This is a genomic window from Flavobacterium aquariorum, assembly GCF_003254745.1.
GTDB lineage: Bacteria > Bacteroidota > Bacteroidia > Flavobacteriales > Flavobacteriaceae > Flavobacterium > Flavobacterium aquariorum.
The window spans coordinates 215,081-231,286 of record NZ_QKXH01000002.1 but is presented as its reverse complement, the minus strand read 5'-3'; the positions used below and the strand labels follow the sequence as shown (position 1 = coordinate 231,286).

Below are 16,206 nucleotides of genomic sequence, written 5' to 3'. Positions count from 1 at the left end.
GTTAAATTAAAATTGATTAATTGTTTTTCTAATGGCAACCAATCTGTTCATCAATGGCTCAAAGTAATCCAAGTGCAACATGTTAGCACCGTCACTTTTAGCATTTGCTGGGTCAAAATGCGTTTCAATAAAAATACCATCTACACCAACAGCAATACCAGCTTTGGCAACAGTTTCAATCATATCCGGTCTTCCTCCAGTCACGCCAGCAGTTTGGTTTGGTTGTTGTAATGAATGGGTAACATCCAGAACAGTTGTAGCATATTGTTGCATCGTAGGAATACCGCGGTAATCTACAATCATGTCTTGGTAGCCAAACATAGTACCACGATCAGTCACCATCACGTTTTGATTATTACAGTCTAATACTTTTTGAACCGCATGTTTCATGCTTTCCGGACTCATGAATTGTCCTTTTTTCAAGTTTACTATTTTTCCGGTATTGGCAGCAGCCACCACTAGATCAGTTTGACGAACAAGGAAAGCCGGAATTTGCAATACATCCACATATTCGGCAGCCATTGCGGCATCTTCATTAGTATGGATATCTGTAACGGTTGGTACACCAAAAGTTTTAGATACTTTTTCCAGTATTTTAAGTGCTTTTTCATCTCCAATTCCAGAGAAACTATCTATTCTAGAACGATTTGCTTTCTTAAAAGATCCCTTGAAAACAAAAGGAATTTGTAATTTATCAGAGATACCAACTAATTTTTCTGCAATTCGCATTGCCATTTCTTCGCCTTCAATGGCACATGGACCAGCCAATAAAAAGAAGTTATCACTCTCAGTATGTTTGATTTGTGGAATATTGTGTATGTTCATATTGTGTTTTTTTTGAAAGTGCAAAGGTAGTTCGATTTTGCGATTTCCTAATTAGATTTCCTAATTATTTTTAGAAGAGAAATAGCTGCAATTTGGAGCTATTTCCTGCTATTCGTTGCAATCCACGCCCAAAAGCGTGGGATTTCCACTTCTATCGGGGCTAGGGCAGTAGTGGTTTTGATTATATTTTCTTCAAACTAAGACCTACCGGAACCATCAATTGACCTCTTTCGTAGATGTTCAAGTACAAGATGATTGGCTTTTTCAAACCTTCCCAATTTAATTCGTAAACATCCAAAAATCCAGCACCCATATCGCTTGTTTTGGTTGGAAAAGGGCAGCAGTTTTCCAGTTTTTTGTAAGTTATTTTTTCTCCCTTTGGTCCTGCCAAAGCGTTCATGAAATATTTTTGGTTGATGGTGTCGTTTTTGGTGCCTTTGTAAAAAATATTAATAGGGTAGTCTTTATTGTAACCGTATTTTTTGTCTTTACTGTATTGAGTAATTATGAAGGCATTATTTTTACCCACAACAGGCATCGGAGCATTATTGTCTACGTTTTTCAAAGAAGATTTAACACTTCCACATGAAGCGAGTAGTAGGAGTACCGTTATGAATAAGGCTATTTTTTTCATTTTGAGAGTTTAAATTTTTAAAGTGATGTATTTCTTACCACAAATATAAAAAGAACTTTACTCGATTATCAAAAACCAGCTGTAATCCTTATAAATTTTTGTCAAAAACCAGCTGAATTGATGGATTTATCAAAATCCTTTTATATTTGTAGCCAAAACAAATTTATATGAGTGTGATTTTTCAAACATGGCCTTGGTATGCCGCTGGCTTTTTAATCGGAATGGTGATGCTTTCACTGATTTATTTCGGAAAGAATTTTGGTATGTCAACCAATCTTCAGTCATTATGTTCTATGACTGGATTAGGAAAGCGTATTGAGTATTTTGATTTTGACTGGAAAGCAAATCGTTGGAATTTACTGGTAGTTTTGGGAGCGATGGCTGGCGGTTTTGTTGCTGTACATTTTATGAGTGACCCAAGTAATGTTGCAATTAATCCAAAAACGATAGCACAGCTTTCTCAAATGGGAATCGATGCTCCCAATGGTCAATTAATGCCTCAAGCTTTATTTGGAGAACAAATTTGGAAATCTCCCAAAAGTATCTTGATACTTCTTGGTGGCGGCATTTTAATAGGTTTTGGAACGCGTTATGCAGGTGGATGTACATCTGGGCATGCAATTTCGGGATTGAGTAATTTGCAACTGCCTTCGTTGAAAGCAGTTATTGGTTTCTTCATTGGCGGATTGATTATGGCTCACTTTTTATTACCCTTACTTTTTTAAACTATGAAAACTTTAAAATATTTTCTAGTAGGATTCCTTTTTGGAATTGTGCTTACCAAGTCGGAAGCGGTTTCTTGGTACCGTATTTATGAAATGTTTCAATTTCAATCATTTCATATGTACGGAATTATTGGGGTTGCTGTTGCGACAGGTATTGTAGGTATTCAGATTATCAAAAGATATAACATCAAAGACATCGATGGTTTTCCAATTGAAATTCAGGAAAAACCAAAAGACAATGCCAGATACTGGATCGGAGGAATTTCTTTTGGACTGGGTTGGGCTTTGGTGGGCTCTTGCCCAGGACCAATTTTTATATTGATAGGAGCCGGATTTATGTCTGTAATTATTGTGCTTATTGGGGCACTGATTGGAACTATTATTTATGGTGCTTTAAAAAGTAAGTTGCCTCATTAATAATATAAAATTTTCTAAACAAAAAAAGCATTTTCTCTAAACCGAAAAATGCTTTTTTTTTTGGATAAATGACTTGTTATATGTGAGTGAGGGATAGAAACTAGCTACCGAAGTAGCGTGTATAGCCCGACAGCACAAAGAAAAATGGCCGACTCACCAGCATGATGAGTTGGCCATTTTTATTTATGGTGGCACTCCCTAAATATTATTTTATACTTTGGAATTCAACTTTAAAATTCCGGCCACTATTAAATATTGCGCTAAGCAATAGGTCGCCATAATGTAAAATGAAGCGTGTTCAATTGGAGCGTAAAACTTGTTGAATGCTAAAATACTGTCGGAACTTACAAATATAATCGCGCCGATAAGGATGTAATTGTTTGCAGGAATCGCCCATTTTAAACTGCCTTTGAAAGCAAAGAAAAGCATAGTTGTAATAACGATTGCATAGACCAAAACTGGAATTTTTAAAGGTCCAAGTTTAGGAAACAAAGTGTCTATCATAAAGACGAAATAGGCTAAAATAGCTAGAACACCAATCAAAAATAAGGCTTTGTTATCGTTGGTTCTTGTGTTTTGTTGTTTGCTGAAAAGGGCAATATAAACCAAATGCGATATAAGAAAAGCAACTAGCCCGAAGATGAAATAGAGTTCTCCTCTATCTGTAAAAAGCAAAATAATATCACCTATCCAGGAAAATGTCAACGCGGTTAAAAGGATTTTTTTGGTTGAAAAACTTTCAGAAAGTATAATTGCTCCCATTAAAATAGGAAGCAAAATTGGTTTCATATAGATGTCGAATCCTTCTAAATTAAGGAATTGGATTGCAAGATAAATAATGGTAAATCCGATGAAGGTTTTGAGAAGTAAAGATGGTTGCATAGATTTTTTTAAGAAGTTGCGACAATTGATTTTTTTCCATCAAAATTGGTGTTTACAAAATAAAACGTGACCAATAGCGATAAAACGAGATATCCAATTATGATGTAAGAGGCAAAAGGAAAAAGTGTATTCATGCCAAACCAATCACCAAAGTATGCAATGATTGCTATTCCCACAAAAAGGCGGATTGTTTCCCATAGCAATGAGATTTTTCGGGTATCCATCAATTCAGTGTAGCTGTAAACGGATAGAAAGATAAAAGCACCGTACACGAATACGTTTGGCAAACCAATAATCACAATCGAATTATACATATAGGTAATAAGTAATAAAGTGAACATGGCTTGAAATAATGACCAATACATTAATTTATTGGAATGCTGTGTCCCATATTTCTCAAAGGCATAGACATCGGTTATTTTGTTGACTGGGTATTTTTCTTCAAAATTTTCAGGACGCCAGCCAGTAGGTTTGAACCAAATAGTGAGTTTGTCTTTCCATTTTTCGGCACGCCAAGCATCGGTAATCAATAACCACAAGTGCTGGAAGTTAATGCGGAAAGGATTCCAAGTTTGTGCTGGTCTTGTAATACCAAAAACAGGAGGAACCGAATCTAATTCTTCCTGAAAAGTGCCAAAAAGTTTATCCCAAAAAATGAATATTTGCGAATGATTCTTATCCATATAAATGGGGTTGATGGCATGATGTACGCGATGGTGCGAGGGGGTCACAAGGATGTGTTCCAAAAAGCCCATTTTTTTGATATGTTTGGTATGATACCAAAATTGTAAAAATAAGTGAATAGGCAGTATTATCGCAATTACTCTTGGTGGAACGCCCAATAGAGCTGCGGGAATCAATAGGAAGGTAAACAGATTGACGAAGCTAGAAACTGTTTGGCGCAAGGCACAAGCCAAATTAAATTCTTCGCTACTGTGATGAATCGCGTGTTTGTTCCATAAAAAATTGATCTGATGAGACAGACGATGACTCCAATAGCCGTAAAAATCAATCACTATAAATCCAATGATGTAGGCCCAAACATTGGCTTCTAAATGCATTATGGCAAACTTGGTTTCAAACCATTCGTAAGAAACTAATGTAATGCTAAGGCCAAGAACATCTTTGACCGAATTGACCATTCCCGAACTGATACTTGAAACCGAATCCATGTTTGGAACTGTGTCTTCTCCTTTGTAACGACCGTATATTTTTTCGATTATAATTAAAGTCAAAAAAATGGGCATTACAAAAACTAATATTTTGCCGTATTCTTCCATTTGAGGGGTATTTTTATCCAAATATAAAATAATTGTTGGCAATATCATTAATATTGTTATTTTTTTATAGGTAGTTTTGCGTATTCAATAATGAAAGTTTATCAAGTAATGGAGTTGTTGGCGAGAATTTTGGTTTCAAAATTAGTTGTGTATTAAGAAAACATAAAAAAACCTACTTGAGATTGTACTTGCTCAAGTAGGTTTAATAAATAACTAATTTTTGGAAATAGTATTGTATAGTTTAGATTATCTCGGCAGTTAAGCCAGCTTCAAGTAATCTAGAGCATTGTACTCTTAATTTGTCATATTCCCCCGTTTTTACGGTGCATTTCCCTTTGTAATGTACAATCAATGAACATTGTTCTGCTTGAATAGGAGTGTGTCCGCAAACACGAACTAAAGTGTCAATGACATGATCAAATGTATTTACATCGTCATTGTAAACTATTATTTCATTGTTTTTGGTTGTAACTTCCTCTTCTCGGGTTCTTTCTTTTACTTTCTCTATTGTACTCATGCTTTTAGGTTTTTGTACTTTGTTGATTTATAAAAAAGGAGATACTAATTTACGTATTTTATTGATAACCAGTTGTTTCTTTTAAACTTTTTCACATAAGTTAATCCTTTTTCTGTGCAAGAGGCATCAATATAAGGAATGTCTTCTTCATAGAAACCACTAAATAATATGGTTCCGCCCGCATTTAAACTGTCAACATAGCTTTGCATATCGTTTAATAAAATATTTCTGTTGATGTTGGCTATAATCAAATCGTATTTTTTGTCCTTCAATAAAGCAGCATCCCCTTCGTACACTGTAATTTGCTTGCAATTGTTGCGTTCGGCATTTTCAATGGAGTTCAGGTAACACCAGTTGTCAATGTCAATAGCATCTATAGGTTTTGCTCCCTTCATTTCGGCAAGAATGGCCAGAATTGCTGTGCCGCAACCCATGTCAAGTGTTTTCATTCCGGTAACATCCATTTCCAATAAATGCTGAATCATCATGTGTGTAGTTTCATGATGCCCTGTTCCAAAACTCATTTTGGGTTCGATTACAATATCATATTCTGCATCCGTTTTTGGGTGAAATGGTGCTCGAACATGGCAATTTCCTTCTACGTCAATAGGTTCAAAATTCTTTTCCCACTCTTCATTCCAGTTTACTTGCTCGATTTCCTCAAAAGTATAATCAATTTTGAATTCTTCCGATTGTAATATTTGAATGTCTTCCAATATCGTTTCGTCCCAAAGGTCTTTTTGGACAAAAGCAGAAATTCCGGTTTCGGTTTCTGTGAAGCTTTCAAAAGCTTTTTCGCCCAATTCAGCAATTAATATTTCCGACCCCAGTTCCTTTGGTTCAATTGAAAAATGATACCCTATATAAATATTTGACATGTTTAATTTTTTTGCAAAGGTAACAATAGGATGCAATCCTTTTTTGAATTTTAAAAATATTTTGGCAGAATGTTTTTTAGCTTATTTTTTTTAAGTATTTCATTTTAATAAATTTTCAGAAAAGGAGCTTTGCTTTAAAGAAGATTGCATTTAATTTTTTGGCAAATACAAATTTAGTGTTACGATTTATGTTAATGATCTAAAAATGAACAGGTAGTGTTTTTTTACGATTTTAAAAGCGTTGTTTTTTAATTTTTGTTTCTCTTGTTAGGCTAATCTTATACTTTTTTTTGGAATATAAAAAAATGACTTTTATCATGTTTTTTAAAATATAACTAACTGAATTACAGTTATTTAATTGATAAAATATGCTGTTTTTCTTTAATATTATTTTATATTTGTAGTGCTGTTTTATACCAATTAAATACAGCACTATTTTAATATTCAAATTAATTATATCTACCATGAAAAAAGTTTTTATTTATACCGTCGCAACACTGTTTTTTGGTTTTTTGGGACAGGCGCAGGATATAAAACAAGCGAAAAACGCTATTGATGCCGAACAGTATGAAGTAGCTAAGAATACTTTGGAAACCATTACCGCCTCAAAACCTACTGATGGCTATGCTAAATTTCTTTTGGGCAATGTGTGTCTGTTGCAAGGGGATTATGCAGCCGCCAAAAAACATTTTGATTTTGGCATTTCGTGTTCCACCAAAGGAAATTTTAGTTATATCGGATTAGGCTATATTGCGTTGGATAAAGGCGATGTTGCCGAAGCTGAAAAATATTTTGCATTAGCTACACAAAATAGTAGTAAAAAAGATTTAGAAGAAACGGTATATATAGGTAAGGCCTATACCTATTCGGATCATCCGAATTACAAAAAGGCAGTTGAGATTTTGAGTAAATCCCGATTAATTGATCCGGCAAATACCAGTGTTTTATTAGCTTTGGCAGATGCTTACAAATTCAATAAAAAACAAAACGATGCTTATGATTGCTATCGTGAAGCTTTTAGATTGGACAATACTTTGCTAAGAGCCAAAATGGGATTGGGAACTTTAATAAAAAATGCCCATAATTTTCCTTATGCATTAAGTGCATTTGACGAAGTGATTGCTTTAAATGCTAATTATGGACCTGTATATCGAGAACTTGCTGAAACCCAATATTTATGGGCATTAAATGATGCGCGAAATTACGATACTCATATTGCGAAAGGATTGGCTTTTTATGAAAAATACATGTCCTTGACGGATTATTCTTTGGAATCCCGTATGCGTCATGCTGATTTCCTTATTCTTGCCAAAGATTACAAAGCGTTAGAAATTGAAGCCAACGAAATGACTAAAATTGATAAAGTAAATCCAAGGATTTATCGTTATTTAGGGTATTCGGCTTATTACAATAATAATTTTGATACGGCTATAAGTTCTTTGACATCCTATGTCTCGGATCCTTCAAATAGAGTTATCGGAAGAGATTATTTTTATATTGGTGCAGCAAAATTGAGTAAAGGAGTTAGCTTGGTTCCAATTGATAATTCACTTATTGAGAATGGAATTTTAGATCTTAAAAAATCTTTTGATATGAGTCCTGCTATTGCTGGTGAGCTTCCTGACTTGGCCAAAAAATTGTATGAGAAAAAGTTATATAACCAAGCTGCTACCGTTTATGAAATTGCAATTGCAAACACAGAGACAAAATCATACTTAATGGATAATTTCTTTTTTGCTTCATCCGTTTATTGGGCCTGCAGTGGTATTGAAAATTTGTCTCCATTACAAATCGAGCAATTGAATAAAGCGGACATGGCATTAAATACTATTATAACAGCTTCGCCAACAACTCAGGATGCGTATCTTTTTAAAGCCAGAATTCAAGTTTTGCTTAAAAATAATATATTGGTAGCCAAAAATTATGAGGACTTCATAAGTACAGCCAACAAGAAAGATCCTGCTGAACTTATAAAAATGAAATCAAAATTAGTCGAAGCCTATAATAATTTGGGTATTATTTATGCAGATACCGATAAGGTCAAAGCTAAAGACAATTTTGGTAAAACACTGAGCATCGATCCTAGTAACCAAAATGCAATTGAGCAATTAAAATTATTAAGATAAAGTTTATTTGTAATTTGATTGTTGAAAAACCAACGGTATTCATGACGTTGGTTTTTTTATGGATTTTGGTTAACTCCAATAAAAAAAGGAAACTAAGTTTCCTTTTTTTGTTTTTGATTTTGGGCAAATCGGGCTTAATTAATTTCGATGTGCAGTTTCTTGAACCTTTTAAGGTGGAAATATTTCTTTTTTGAAATATTGATGAACAAAAAAAAGTCACAATGATTTTGGGTTTTGAAGTTTGATCGAGTAATAATCTTTCTTTTCAATATTACCGTTAGCATTGTTTACTACTCGATCGGGAACTTCAATTCCTTTTTGTTCTTAGTACTTCCCAATAATGGTGCCAAACTATTTTTGATTGATAAAAAACGTTTGAAAACACTATTGTTTATTGTGTTGAAATTAAGGATGTTGGGAGTGCAAGAGGGATAGGAATAAGCTACCGAAGTAGCATGGATAGCCCGACCGCATTAGGGAAGGGGCGAATATATGCAAAAGCGGATTTGGCCTCTTTTCCTAATGTGGTCTTGCCCAAATAATTTTGATGAATTGCAAAAAAAAGCGGTACAAATAATTTTGCACCGCTTTGAAGTAATATTATAATTGCTTTTTAGATTGAGGTTACGATAGCAATAAAATCTTTAGCATTTAAGGCAGCACCACCAATAAGTCCACCATCTACATCTGGTTTAGAGAAGATTTCTTTGGCATTATCCGGTTTTACGCTTCCTCCGTAAAGGATAGAAACATCTTCAGCTACATCGCTTCCGAAAGCTTTACGAACTGTTTCTCTGATGAATTCGTGCATATCTTGTGCTTGTTCTGGAGAAGCTGTTTCACCAGTTCCAATAGCCCAAACTGGCTCATATGCCAAAACAATTTTTTCCCAATCTTTGGCTTCAATGTGGAATAAACCATCTTTCAATTGGTTTTCAACAATATTGAAGTGGTTTCCTGATTGACGATCTTTTAATTCTTCACCGAAACAGAAAATTACGGTCATATCATGTTTCAAGGCTGTATTTACTTTGCTGGCAATTAAAGCGTCCGTTTCATGAAAAATAGCTCTACGCTCTGAGTGACCTAAAATTACGGTATTTACACCTACACTTTTAAGCATATCTGCAGAGATTTCGCCTGTAAAAGCACCGCTTTCTGCTTGATGTACGTTTTGTGCAGCAACCGATATATTGGAGTGTGTTAAGTTTTCTACTGCCGAAGCTAAGTTCACAAATGTTGGAGCAACAATTACTTGTGCAGCAGTTTCAGCTGGAATTTGAGTCAATAGTTCATTCAATAATTCTTTTGTTTGTGCTGCATTTTTATGCATTTTCCAGTTTCCTGCAACAATCTTCTTTCTCATTTTTTGTAGTATTTATAGTTTTTTCTTTTTAAATTAATTCTTTTCTAATTTGACATGACAGTTGTTATTGTAACTGTTTTAGGGTTGCGTTAATTTTGTCAAAATCGGTTTCTATGGCGCGATAAACAACAATTTTTCCGGTTTTATCTATAATGATGTATCTTGGAATCCAATCTAAGTCAATTGCGCTTCCAAAAACACCTTTCATGCCATCATTTGCCATGAAGTGCAAGCCTTTTAGTTGGTGTTTTTCGATACCATCTTTCCATTTATCTGCGGTTTTGTCCATTGACATAAACACATAAGATACGGTTGGATTATTGGTTTGAAGTTCTTTTAGTTTTGGCATCGCTTTTACGCAATCACCACACCAAGATGCCCAAAATTCGATAATGGTCGTTTTGCCTTTTTGGTTTTTCAGAATATCTTTAAATTTAATTTGATTTCCGTCTGTAGCTAATAAAGTTTCGGAAAGTGCTTTTTTGGAGAACTCAGTTTTCTGAGCTTGGGTACAAGAAAATGTTGCAAAAGCAATAAATAAAAGGGCTATTTTTTTCATATGAAGTTAATACTTGTGTTTTATCGGAACATAGAATCACTATTTTATCATTCCTTTTGGCATTTTGGAATCATAGCGATTTTATCTAAAAATTAATTTTCACAAAGTTAACCAAAGAATTGTAATTAAGGTAAACTGATTTTGGAATTTTAATATGAAAATCTTTAAAAGTAATTACAATATCGTTATAGTTGATATTTTTTTGTGATTTTTTTATGTTTATTACCAACAAGAAAAAAGCCTTGCAGGAAAATGATATTCCCACAAGGCTGCTATATTCATTATTTTAATTGAAATTAAAAAGCTAAATCATCTGTATCGTTGTAATGAACTTTTTGTTTTATGGTTCCTTTTTCAAGAATCACAAAACTTGGATTGGCTCTTTCGATAGTTTTTAACGGAATGGCATCACAGAAATAAAAATCGAAAGTGATACCATATTGTTTTTTGATTTTTGCAATTTCTTCTGGAGTAGAAGCTGTCATTCCGATGGTTTTATAACCTTTTGCGGAAGCGATTTTACTGATTTGCTCCATCTTTGCAAGACCTTCTGCATTGGCTAGAGCCAAATCATAGGCAACAACCATCAATAACTTAGGTTCTTGAAGTAGTTCTTCTTTATAATCGGATCCGTCTTTTTCCATGACAAAATCATGAATAGGAGGGACGTAGCCTTCTGTGATTATTTTGTCTTTTCTGTCCACAAAAGTGGCGCCAGCCGGAATGTTGGCCAAATCTTTCTCAGTAAATTCTTTGTCAACACCATTTACTTTGTAGATGAAAATCATTTCCACCACGGATTTTGGTGCACCTTCAGGAATTTCCATTCCTTTCTGAATATTATTTCCCACTTTGAACGCGCGGAAGTCTTTTAGTGGCAAGTGATTGATTACCCAATATCCCATAAAGAAACACAAAATAAGAGATAATATTGCTAAACCGTTTTGAATTTTATTGTTGAATAAAGGTTTAACCAATTTCATGTTCACAAACAGAATCAGTATGAAGAACAATAAAACAACGTCTTTTGTAAACGATTGCCAAGGCGTAAGATGTAAGGCATCTCCAAAGCATCCACAGTCTTTTACCACATCAAAATAAGCGGAATAGAAGGTTAAGAACGTGAACTTAATAATTAGAAGTAATAATAGCCAAATTGTCAATTTTGATTTGAAACCAATGAGTAACATAACACCTAAGACCACTTCCAAGATTACTATAAATAGGGCTATTGCCAAGGAAAAAGGAACGAAAAAAGGCATGTTGAAAACTGGCTCGCTAAAATATTCGGCTAATTTATAGGAGAAACCTACAGGATCATTCAGCTTGATTAATCCTGAGATTATGAATAGGATTCCAACGAAAATTCGGGAGAATTGTGTGATGATATTTTTCATTTTTGGGGTGCTTTTTGATATTTGGAGGGTTTTTATTTTTTGTTCATCAAAATCAATGCAAAAACAGAATAATTAATTATATCCTGATAATTGGCATCAATTCCTTCTGAGACGATAGTTTTTCCTTTGTTGTCTTCAATTTGTTTGACACGAAGAAGTTTTTGCAAAATCAAATCAGTTAGTGAACTTACACGCATTTCGCGCCAAGCTTCTCCATAATCATGGTTTTTGTTTTCCATTAATTCTTTGGTCAAAGCTACTTTGGCATCGTATAATTGAGTTGCTCTTTCGGTATTCAAATCGGGTTGATCAACTACACCCAACTCCAATTGAATCAATGCCATAATCGAATAATTGATGATACCGATGAATTCTCCAGTTTCGTCTTCATCGACTTTTCGAATTTCGTTTTCTTGCAAGCTTCTGATTCTTTGGGCTTTTATGAAAATTTGATCGGTTAAGGAAGGAAGCCTCAAAATGCGCCAGGCACTGCCGTAATCTTTCATTTTATTGATAAAAAGTGTGCGGCAAATAGCAATCACCTTGTCATATTCTTGTGAAGTATTCTTCATTATTGGTGTATATTTGTATAAAAATTGCACCAAAAATAAGAATAAAATTTAAAAGGTTTAAAGTTTAATGTTCAAAGTTGTTTGGGTAACTGAGCTTTTGGGCAACTTTAAACAAAATAAACTTTAAACAAAAAGTAAAATGAATTGTAAAGGGCAACTGATAGACCTGTCCACGCCAAAAGTAATGGGGATTTTGAATATAACTCCCAACTCTTTTTTTGACGGTGGAAAATATAAAAATGAAAGCGAACTTCTGGTAAGAGTTGAAAAGATGCTCAATGAAGGTGCCGATTTTATTGATGTCGGAGCGTATTCGAGCAAGCCAAATGCCGAGTTTGTCTCGGAGGAAGAAGAGATTTTGAGGATAATTCCAGTTGTGAATTTACTTCAAAAGCATTTTCCGGAGATTATATTGTCAATAGATACTTTTCGCGCTGGGGTGGCAAAGACTTGTATAGAAAATGGGGCTGCAATTATCAATGATATTTCGGCTGGTAAATTGGATGATAAAATGCTAGAAACCATTGCTAAATTTCAAGTTCCGTATATTATGATGCACATGAAAGGAACCCCAAAAACAATGCAAGAACTTACACAATACGAGGATATAATAAAGGAAATGCTGTTCTATTTTTCGGAACGAATTGCTGTAGCAAGATCACTAGGGATAAATGATTTGATTGTGGATCCCGGTTTTGGCTTTGCCAAGACATTGGAACAAAATTATGCTGTCATGCAAAAAATGGAGTTGTTTCAGATGCTTGAATTACCTCTGTTAATTGGAGTTTCAAGAAAATCAATGATTTATAAAACTTTGGAAACAAACGCAGAAATGGCCTTAAACGGAACCACAGTTTTAAATACGATTGCTTTGACTAAGGGCGCAAAAATCCTTCGCGTTCATGATGTGAAAGAAGCAGTCGAATGTGTTCGTTTGTTAAATAGACTAAATTAAAATGATGAAATATTTATTTGGTATTGTATTATTACTGAGCATTTCTTGTGGAAATAAAGAAGATATTTTATTGCCAAAAGCAGATCGAACTGTCGTAAAAGAAGTTGCCGATCTTTCGCCTATTTACATTTTTTTCAGAGTGAACGGCAAAGATACTTTGGCTGAAGTAAACAGAAAAAATAGTATTATTACGACCAATTGGATACTGAATATCGACAGGCGCTTGCCTTTGCGATTGGTTATTCCAGAAGTAATGAAATTGCAACAGCGCAAACGTGACGAAAAAGAACACAGAAACGAATTGGCACTTAATTATTATTCCTATGCGGATCGTATTGATAAAAATCTAGCATTTATTCCTTTTACGCAAGTGTATTATAAAATGGAAAAGCCTCAAAAAGGGATAGTGATTTTTTTCTCAAAGGATGGAAAGATTAGAGTAAACAATAAACTGGTTTCTAAAAATGAATTGCAAAAATTCATCAACAATTTCAATGATAAACAGGAAGAAATAAGATATTGCTTTGATATGAACAGTAGTTATGGAAGCTATATTCAAAATAAAGTTTTTATCCAGACAATAGAGATTAAAAATATTGTTTCGGAAGAATGTGTTTATTAATTATTTTTTTTCTGTTATAAATAATAAAAGTCTTTCTATTTGATAAGTTGACCTCTTATTTCTCCTTCGGGGAAAGCATCGCTACCTAGATTTATGTAAAAAGCATTGTACATAAGAAGGTTTTCTTGATTTGAATTTAATGGAGGACTAGTGAAAGTTATAGGGGAGGTCAAATTTGTAAATGTGTAAAGAATATCACCATTAATATCGTTGGCTCCCACATGTACATGCCCAGATCTAAGGGTTAAGCCAGAATATGTTACAGTCAGTGTAAAAACTTTGGTATTCTTATCATAACTCAATTTTGCTGTACCTTTTGCGGTTGAGGCGGTTGGAGGCACTTCATTACTTCCTTCCAAAGTAGCATTAAAAGTTACGATTGTTGATTGTGGTGAATCATCACTATTTGAACAAGAAATCGAGCTAATAAATAAGAATATAATTACTAAATAACCAGCAAATTTGTTCATAATAATATATTTTTAAATTAATAACTGGTTTAAAAAATATATTTATTGATTTTTATCTTAAAAGATAAGTGAGACATCAAAGTTAATCTTTTATTTTTGATTGATATTTTTTTTTAGAGTAAAAAATTGATTGTGAATATGTTGTGAGGTATTGGGGATATTTTAAAAGTTTAGAGCTTATTGATGATGATACGGTTCATTTCTCAAAATAGTAAATCCACGATACAATTGCTCGATAAAAAATAAGCGCACCATTTGATGTGAAAATGTCATTAAAGAAAGGGAAATTTTTCCATTTGCTTTGGCGTAAACCGTATCCGAAAAGCCATAAGGACCACCAATCACGAAAACCAGTGTCTTTACTCCTGAGTTCATCTTCTTTTGCAATTCGGTTGAAAAGGCAACACTGGAAAAGGTTTTCCCGTTTTCATCCAATAAAATAAGCTGGTCTGTTGGACTGATTTTGGACAAGATAAGTTCGCCTTCCTTTTCTTTTTGCTGGCTTTCCGATAAGTTTTTTACGTTCTTGATATCTGGAATAATTTCTAAATCAAACTTGATGTAAAAAGACAATCGTTTGGTATAATCGTCAATTAAGGTTTGTAATGATTTAATGTCGGTTTTGCCGATTGCGATAAGTTTGATGTTCATTTTATTCGATTTCAATGGTGCAAAGTTACAAAAAAGGGATTTTAATTTTTAAGCATATTCAAGTGGATCATAAAGACAATTGACGCTTTTGCTTGCAGGTTTTTTACTTATCTAGAAAAATTTTTCTGTTTTTATGAATATTTTCATGTAATATTTCTTATATTTTTATGTTTTAATATTTGATTTTTGTAATTTAAATTAATTCTACATAATCTATAGGGTTATTTATAAATATTTGAATTTTTTCTAAAAAAAAGTGAATTTCTATTATTTTGGTCGAATTTAAAATGATTTTGACAATAAATTGGTTTTCTTGTAGAGTGTGGCAAACTTATAATGATGTTGTTTGGGTTTTAGTTCGTTGGATTTAATAATGAAAAGTAAAATCTTAACTCGACAATATTAGTATAATATAAGATGTTTTCTTTATTTTTGCCACCAAAAAAAATAAAGTCTCTTTTATGGATTTTCAAGTAGGTTTAGTAGTTGCAGGTTTAGTAGTTGGTTTTGTGGTAGGAATGACTGGTGTAGGAGGAGGTTCTTTGATGACTCCAATTTTATTGTGGTTTGGTATTCCACCAACTACAGCCGTTGGTACCGATTTATTATATGCAGCAGTGACCAAAGCAGGAGGGATTTTTGTACATAATAAAAAGAAAAATATCAATTGGACGATTACAGGTTGGCTTTCTTTGGGTAGTGTTCCCGCGGCTTTATTGACTTTGTGGATTCTCCATAGTTTGAATACTGATACGACCGAGTTGAATAAAATGATAAAATACAGCTTAGGGTGGGCGCTAGTTTTTACATCAGTTGCTATTTTATTCAAAAATAAAATAATGGTGTTTTCCCAAAAACATGCAGGGGATAAATTCCATAGCGAGAGTAGAACCCAAAATTTATTGACAGTTGCTATTGGCGTAATGTTGGGTGCTACCGTGACACTTACTTCGATTGGAGCAGGTGCATTAGGGACTGTAACTTTATTTTTCTTATATCCTATATTACCAACGCCTCGATTGGTTGGAACCGAAATTGCTCATGCCGTACCTTTAACGCTTGTTGCTGGATTGGGACATGCATCTATGGGGAATTTAGATTTGACTTTGCTTGGGCAGTTATTAATGGGGTCACTTCCGGGAATATATATAGGCAGTATGCTAAGTGGTAAATTACCTGATTTATTACTAAGAAATGCCATAGCAATTATGTTGTTTTTTGTTGGTTTCAAATTAATCGCATAATTTTCAAAATTTATTTTAAAAAGATAAAATTTCTTTTCATAGACTAATGATGTTAAGACTGCAGATGAATGGCAATTAATTACCGA

At 33.7% G+C, this 16,206-nt stretch carries 18 protein-coding genes; 6 read left to right on the top strand and 12 right to left on the bottom strand.

Translation table 11 applies throughout. From position 1 onward, the window contains the following. Positions 1–6: 6 nt before the first annotated feature. Positions 7–825 (bottom strand): 3-deoxy-8-phosphooctulonate synthase, encoded by an 819-nt coding sequence (gene kdsA, locus DOS84_RS03630; protein ID WP_111408754.1) that lies wholly within the window; start codon positions 823–825, stop codon positions 7–9. Positions 826–1,006: 181 nt separating this feature from the next. After that, positions 1,007–1,459, bottom strand: a complete 453-nt coding sequence (locus DOS84_RS03625) for a 2-dehydro-3-deoxyphosphooctonate aldolase (RefSeq protein ID WP_111408753.1) — start codon at positions 1,457–1,459, stop codon at positions 1,007–1,009. 167 nt (positions 1,460–1,626) lie between these two features. Here DOS84_RS03625 and DOS84_RS03620 point away from each other — a divergent pair, with 167 nt between their 5' ends. Together DOS84_RS03620 and DOS84_RS03615 are read left to right on the top strand one after the other, a co-directional pair. Continuing rightward, on the top strand, positions 1,627–2,184 hold the full coding sequence (locus DOS84_RS03620) for a YeeE/YedE family protein (RefSeq protein ID WP_111408752.1): 558 nt from the start codon (positions 1,627–1,629) through the stop codon (positions 2,182–2,184). Positions 2,185–2,187: 3 nt separating this feature from the next. Then, positions 2,188–2,601, top strand: coding sequence for a DUF6691 family protein (locus tag DOS84_RS03615; RefSeq protein WP_111408751.1), 414 nt, complete (start codon positions 2,188–2,190; stop codon positions 2,599–2,601). Between the two features lie 210 nt (positions 2,602–2,811). Here DOS84_RS03615 and DOS84_RS03610 read toward each other — a convergent pair whose 3' ends face one another. The 4 genes from DOS84_RS03610 to prmA form a co-directional block, all read right to left on the bottom strand. Beyond that, positions 2,812–3,483 (bottom strand): lysoplasmalogenase, encoded by a 672-nt coding sequence (locus DOS84_RS03610; RefSeq protein WP_111408750.1) that lies wholly within the window; start codon positions 3,481–3,483, stop codon positions 2,812–2,814. An 8-nt stretch (positions 3,484–3,491) separates the two neighbouring features. After that, positions 3,492–4,763, bottom strand: coding sequence for a sterol desaturase family protein (locus DOS84_RS03605; RefSeq protein ID WP_111409066.1), 1,272 nt, complete (start codon positions 4,761–4,763; stop codon positions 3,492–3,494). Between the two features lie 241 nt (positions 4,764–5,004). After that, positions 5,005–5,280 (bottom strand): ATP-dependent Clp protease adaptor ClpS, encoded by a 276-nt coding sequence (locus DOS84_RS03600; protein WP_077370286.1) that lies wholly within the window; start codon positions 5,278–5,280, stop codon positions 5,005–5,007. A gap of 44 nt (positions 5,281–5,324) precedes the next feature. Beyond that, positions 5,325–6,158, bottom strand: a complete 834-nt coding sequence (gene prmA / locus DOS84_RS03595) for a 50S ribosomal protein L11 methyltransferase (RefSeq protein ID WP_111408749.1) — start codon at positions 6,156–6,158, stop codon at positions 5,325–5,327. Between the two features lie 464 nt (positions 6,159–6,622). Here prmA and DOS84_RS03590 point away from each other — a divergent pair, with 464 nt between their 5' ends. Continuing rightward, positions 6,623–8,284, top strand: coding sequence for a tetratricopeptide repeat protein (locus DOS84_RS03590; RefSeq protein WP_111408748.1), 1,662 nt, complete (start codon positions 6,623–6,625; stop codon positions 8,282–8,284). Between the two features lie 613 nt (positions 8,285–8,897). Here the strand turns inward: DOS84_RS03590 and tpiA are convergent. The 4 genes from tpiA to DOS84_RS03565 all read right to left on the bottom strand — a co-directional run bounded on the left by tpiA (position 8,898) and on the right by DOS84_RS03565 (position 12,178). Then, positions 8,898–9,650, bottom strand: coding sequence for a triose-phosphate isomerase (tpiA, locus tag DOS84_RS03580; RefSeq protein WP_111408746.1), 753 nt, complete (start codon positions 9,648–9,650; stop codon positions 8,898–8,900). Between the two features lie 64 nt (positions 9,651–9,714). Continuing rightward, a complete protein-coding gene (locus tag DOS84_RS03575; protein WP_111408745.1) occupies positions 9,715–10,209 on the bottom strand; it encodes a TlpA family protein disulfide reductase in 495 nt (164 codons plus the stop codon). 296 nt (positions 10,210–10,505) lie between these two features. After that, positions 10,506–11,606 carry a BT_3928 family protein gene (locus tag DOS84_RS03570; protein WP_111408744.1) on the bottom strand — a complete coding sequence of 367 codons (1,101 nt, stop codon included), beginning with the start codon at positions 11,604–11,606 and terminating at the stop codon, positions 10,506–10,508. Positions 11,607–11,638: 32 nt separating this feature from the next. After that, positions 11,639–12,178: a DUF1599 domain-containing protein gene (locus tag DOS84_RS03565; RefSeq protein ID WP_111408743.1), complete on the bottom strand. Its 540-nt coding sequence runs from the start codon at positions 12,176–12,178 to the stop codon at positions 11,639–11,641. Positions 12,179–12,317: 139 nt separating this feature from the next. Here DOS84_RS03565 and folP point away from each other — a divergent pair, with 139 nt between their 5' ends. Continuing rightward, positions 12,318–13,133 carry a dihydropteroate synthase gene (folP, locus tag DOS84_RS03560; protein ID WP_243636313.1) on the top strand — a complete coding sequence of 272 codons (816 nt, stop codon included), beginning with the start codon at positions 12,318–12,320 and terminating at the stop codon, positions 13,131–13,133. A gap of 1 nt (position 13,134) precedes the next feature. After that, a complete protein-coding gene (locus DOS84_RS03555; protein WP_243636312.1) occupies positions 13,135–13,755 on the top strand; it encodes a hypothetical protein in 621 nt (206 codons plus the stop codon). Positions 13,756–13,790: 35 nt separating this feature from the next. Here the strand turns inward: DOS84_RS03555 and DOS84_RS03550 are convergent, their stop codons facing one another. Both DOS84_RS03550 and rlmH read right to left on the bottom strand, forming a co-directional pair. Further along, on the bottom strand, positions 13,791–14,225 hold the full coding sequence (locus DOS84_RS03550; RefSeq protein ID WP_111408742.1) for a CHRD domain-containing protein: 435 nt from the start codon (positions 14,223–14,225) through the stop codon (positions 13,791–13,793). Positions 14,226–14,402: 177 nt separating this feature from the next. Next, complete coding sequence (gene rlmH / locus DOS84_RS03545) at positions 14,403–14,876, bottom strand: 23S rRNA (pseudouridine(1915)-N(3))-methyltransferase RlmH (protein WP_111408741.1); 474 nt, start codon at positions 14,874–14,876, stop codon at positions 14,403–14,405. A 461-nt stretch (positions 14,877–15,337) separates the two neighbouring features. Here rlmH and DOS84_RS03540 point away from each other — a divergent pair, with 461 nt between their 5' ends. Then, on the top strand, positions 15,338–16,120 hold the full coding sequence (locus DOS84_RS03540) for a sulfite exporter TauE/SafE family protein (protein ID WP_111408740.1): 783 nt from the start codon (positions 15,338–15,340) through the stop codon (positions 16,118–16,120). Positions 16,121–16,206 lie beyond the last annotated feature (86 nt).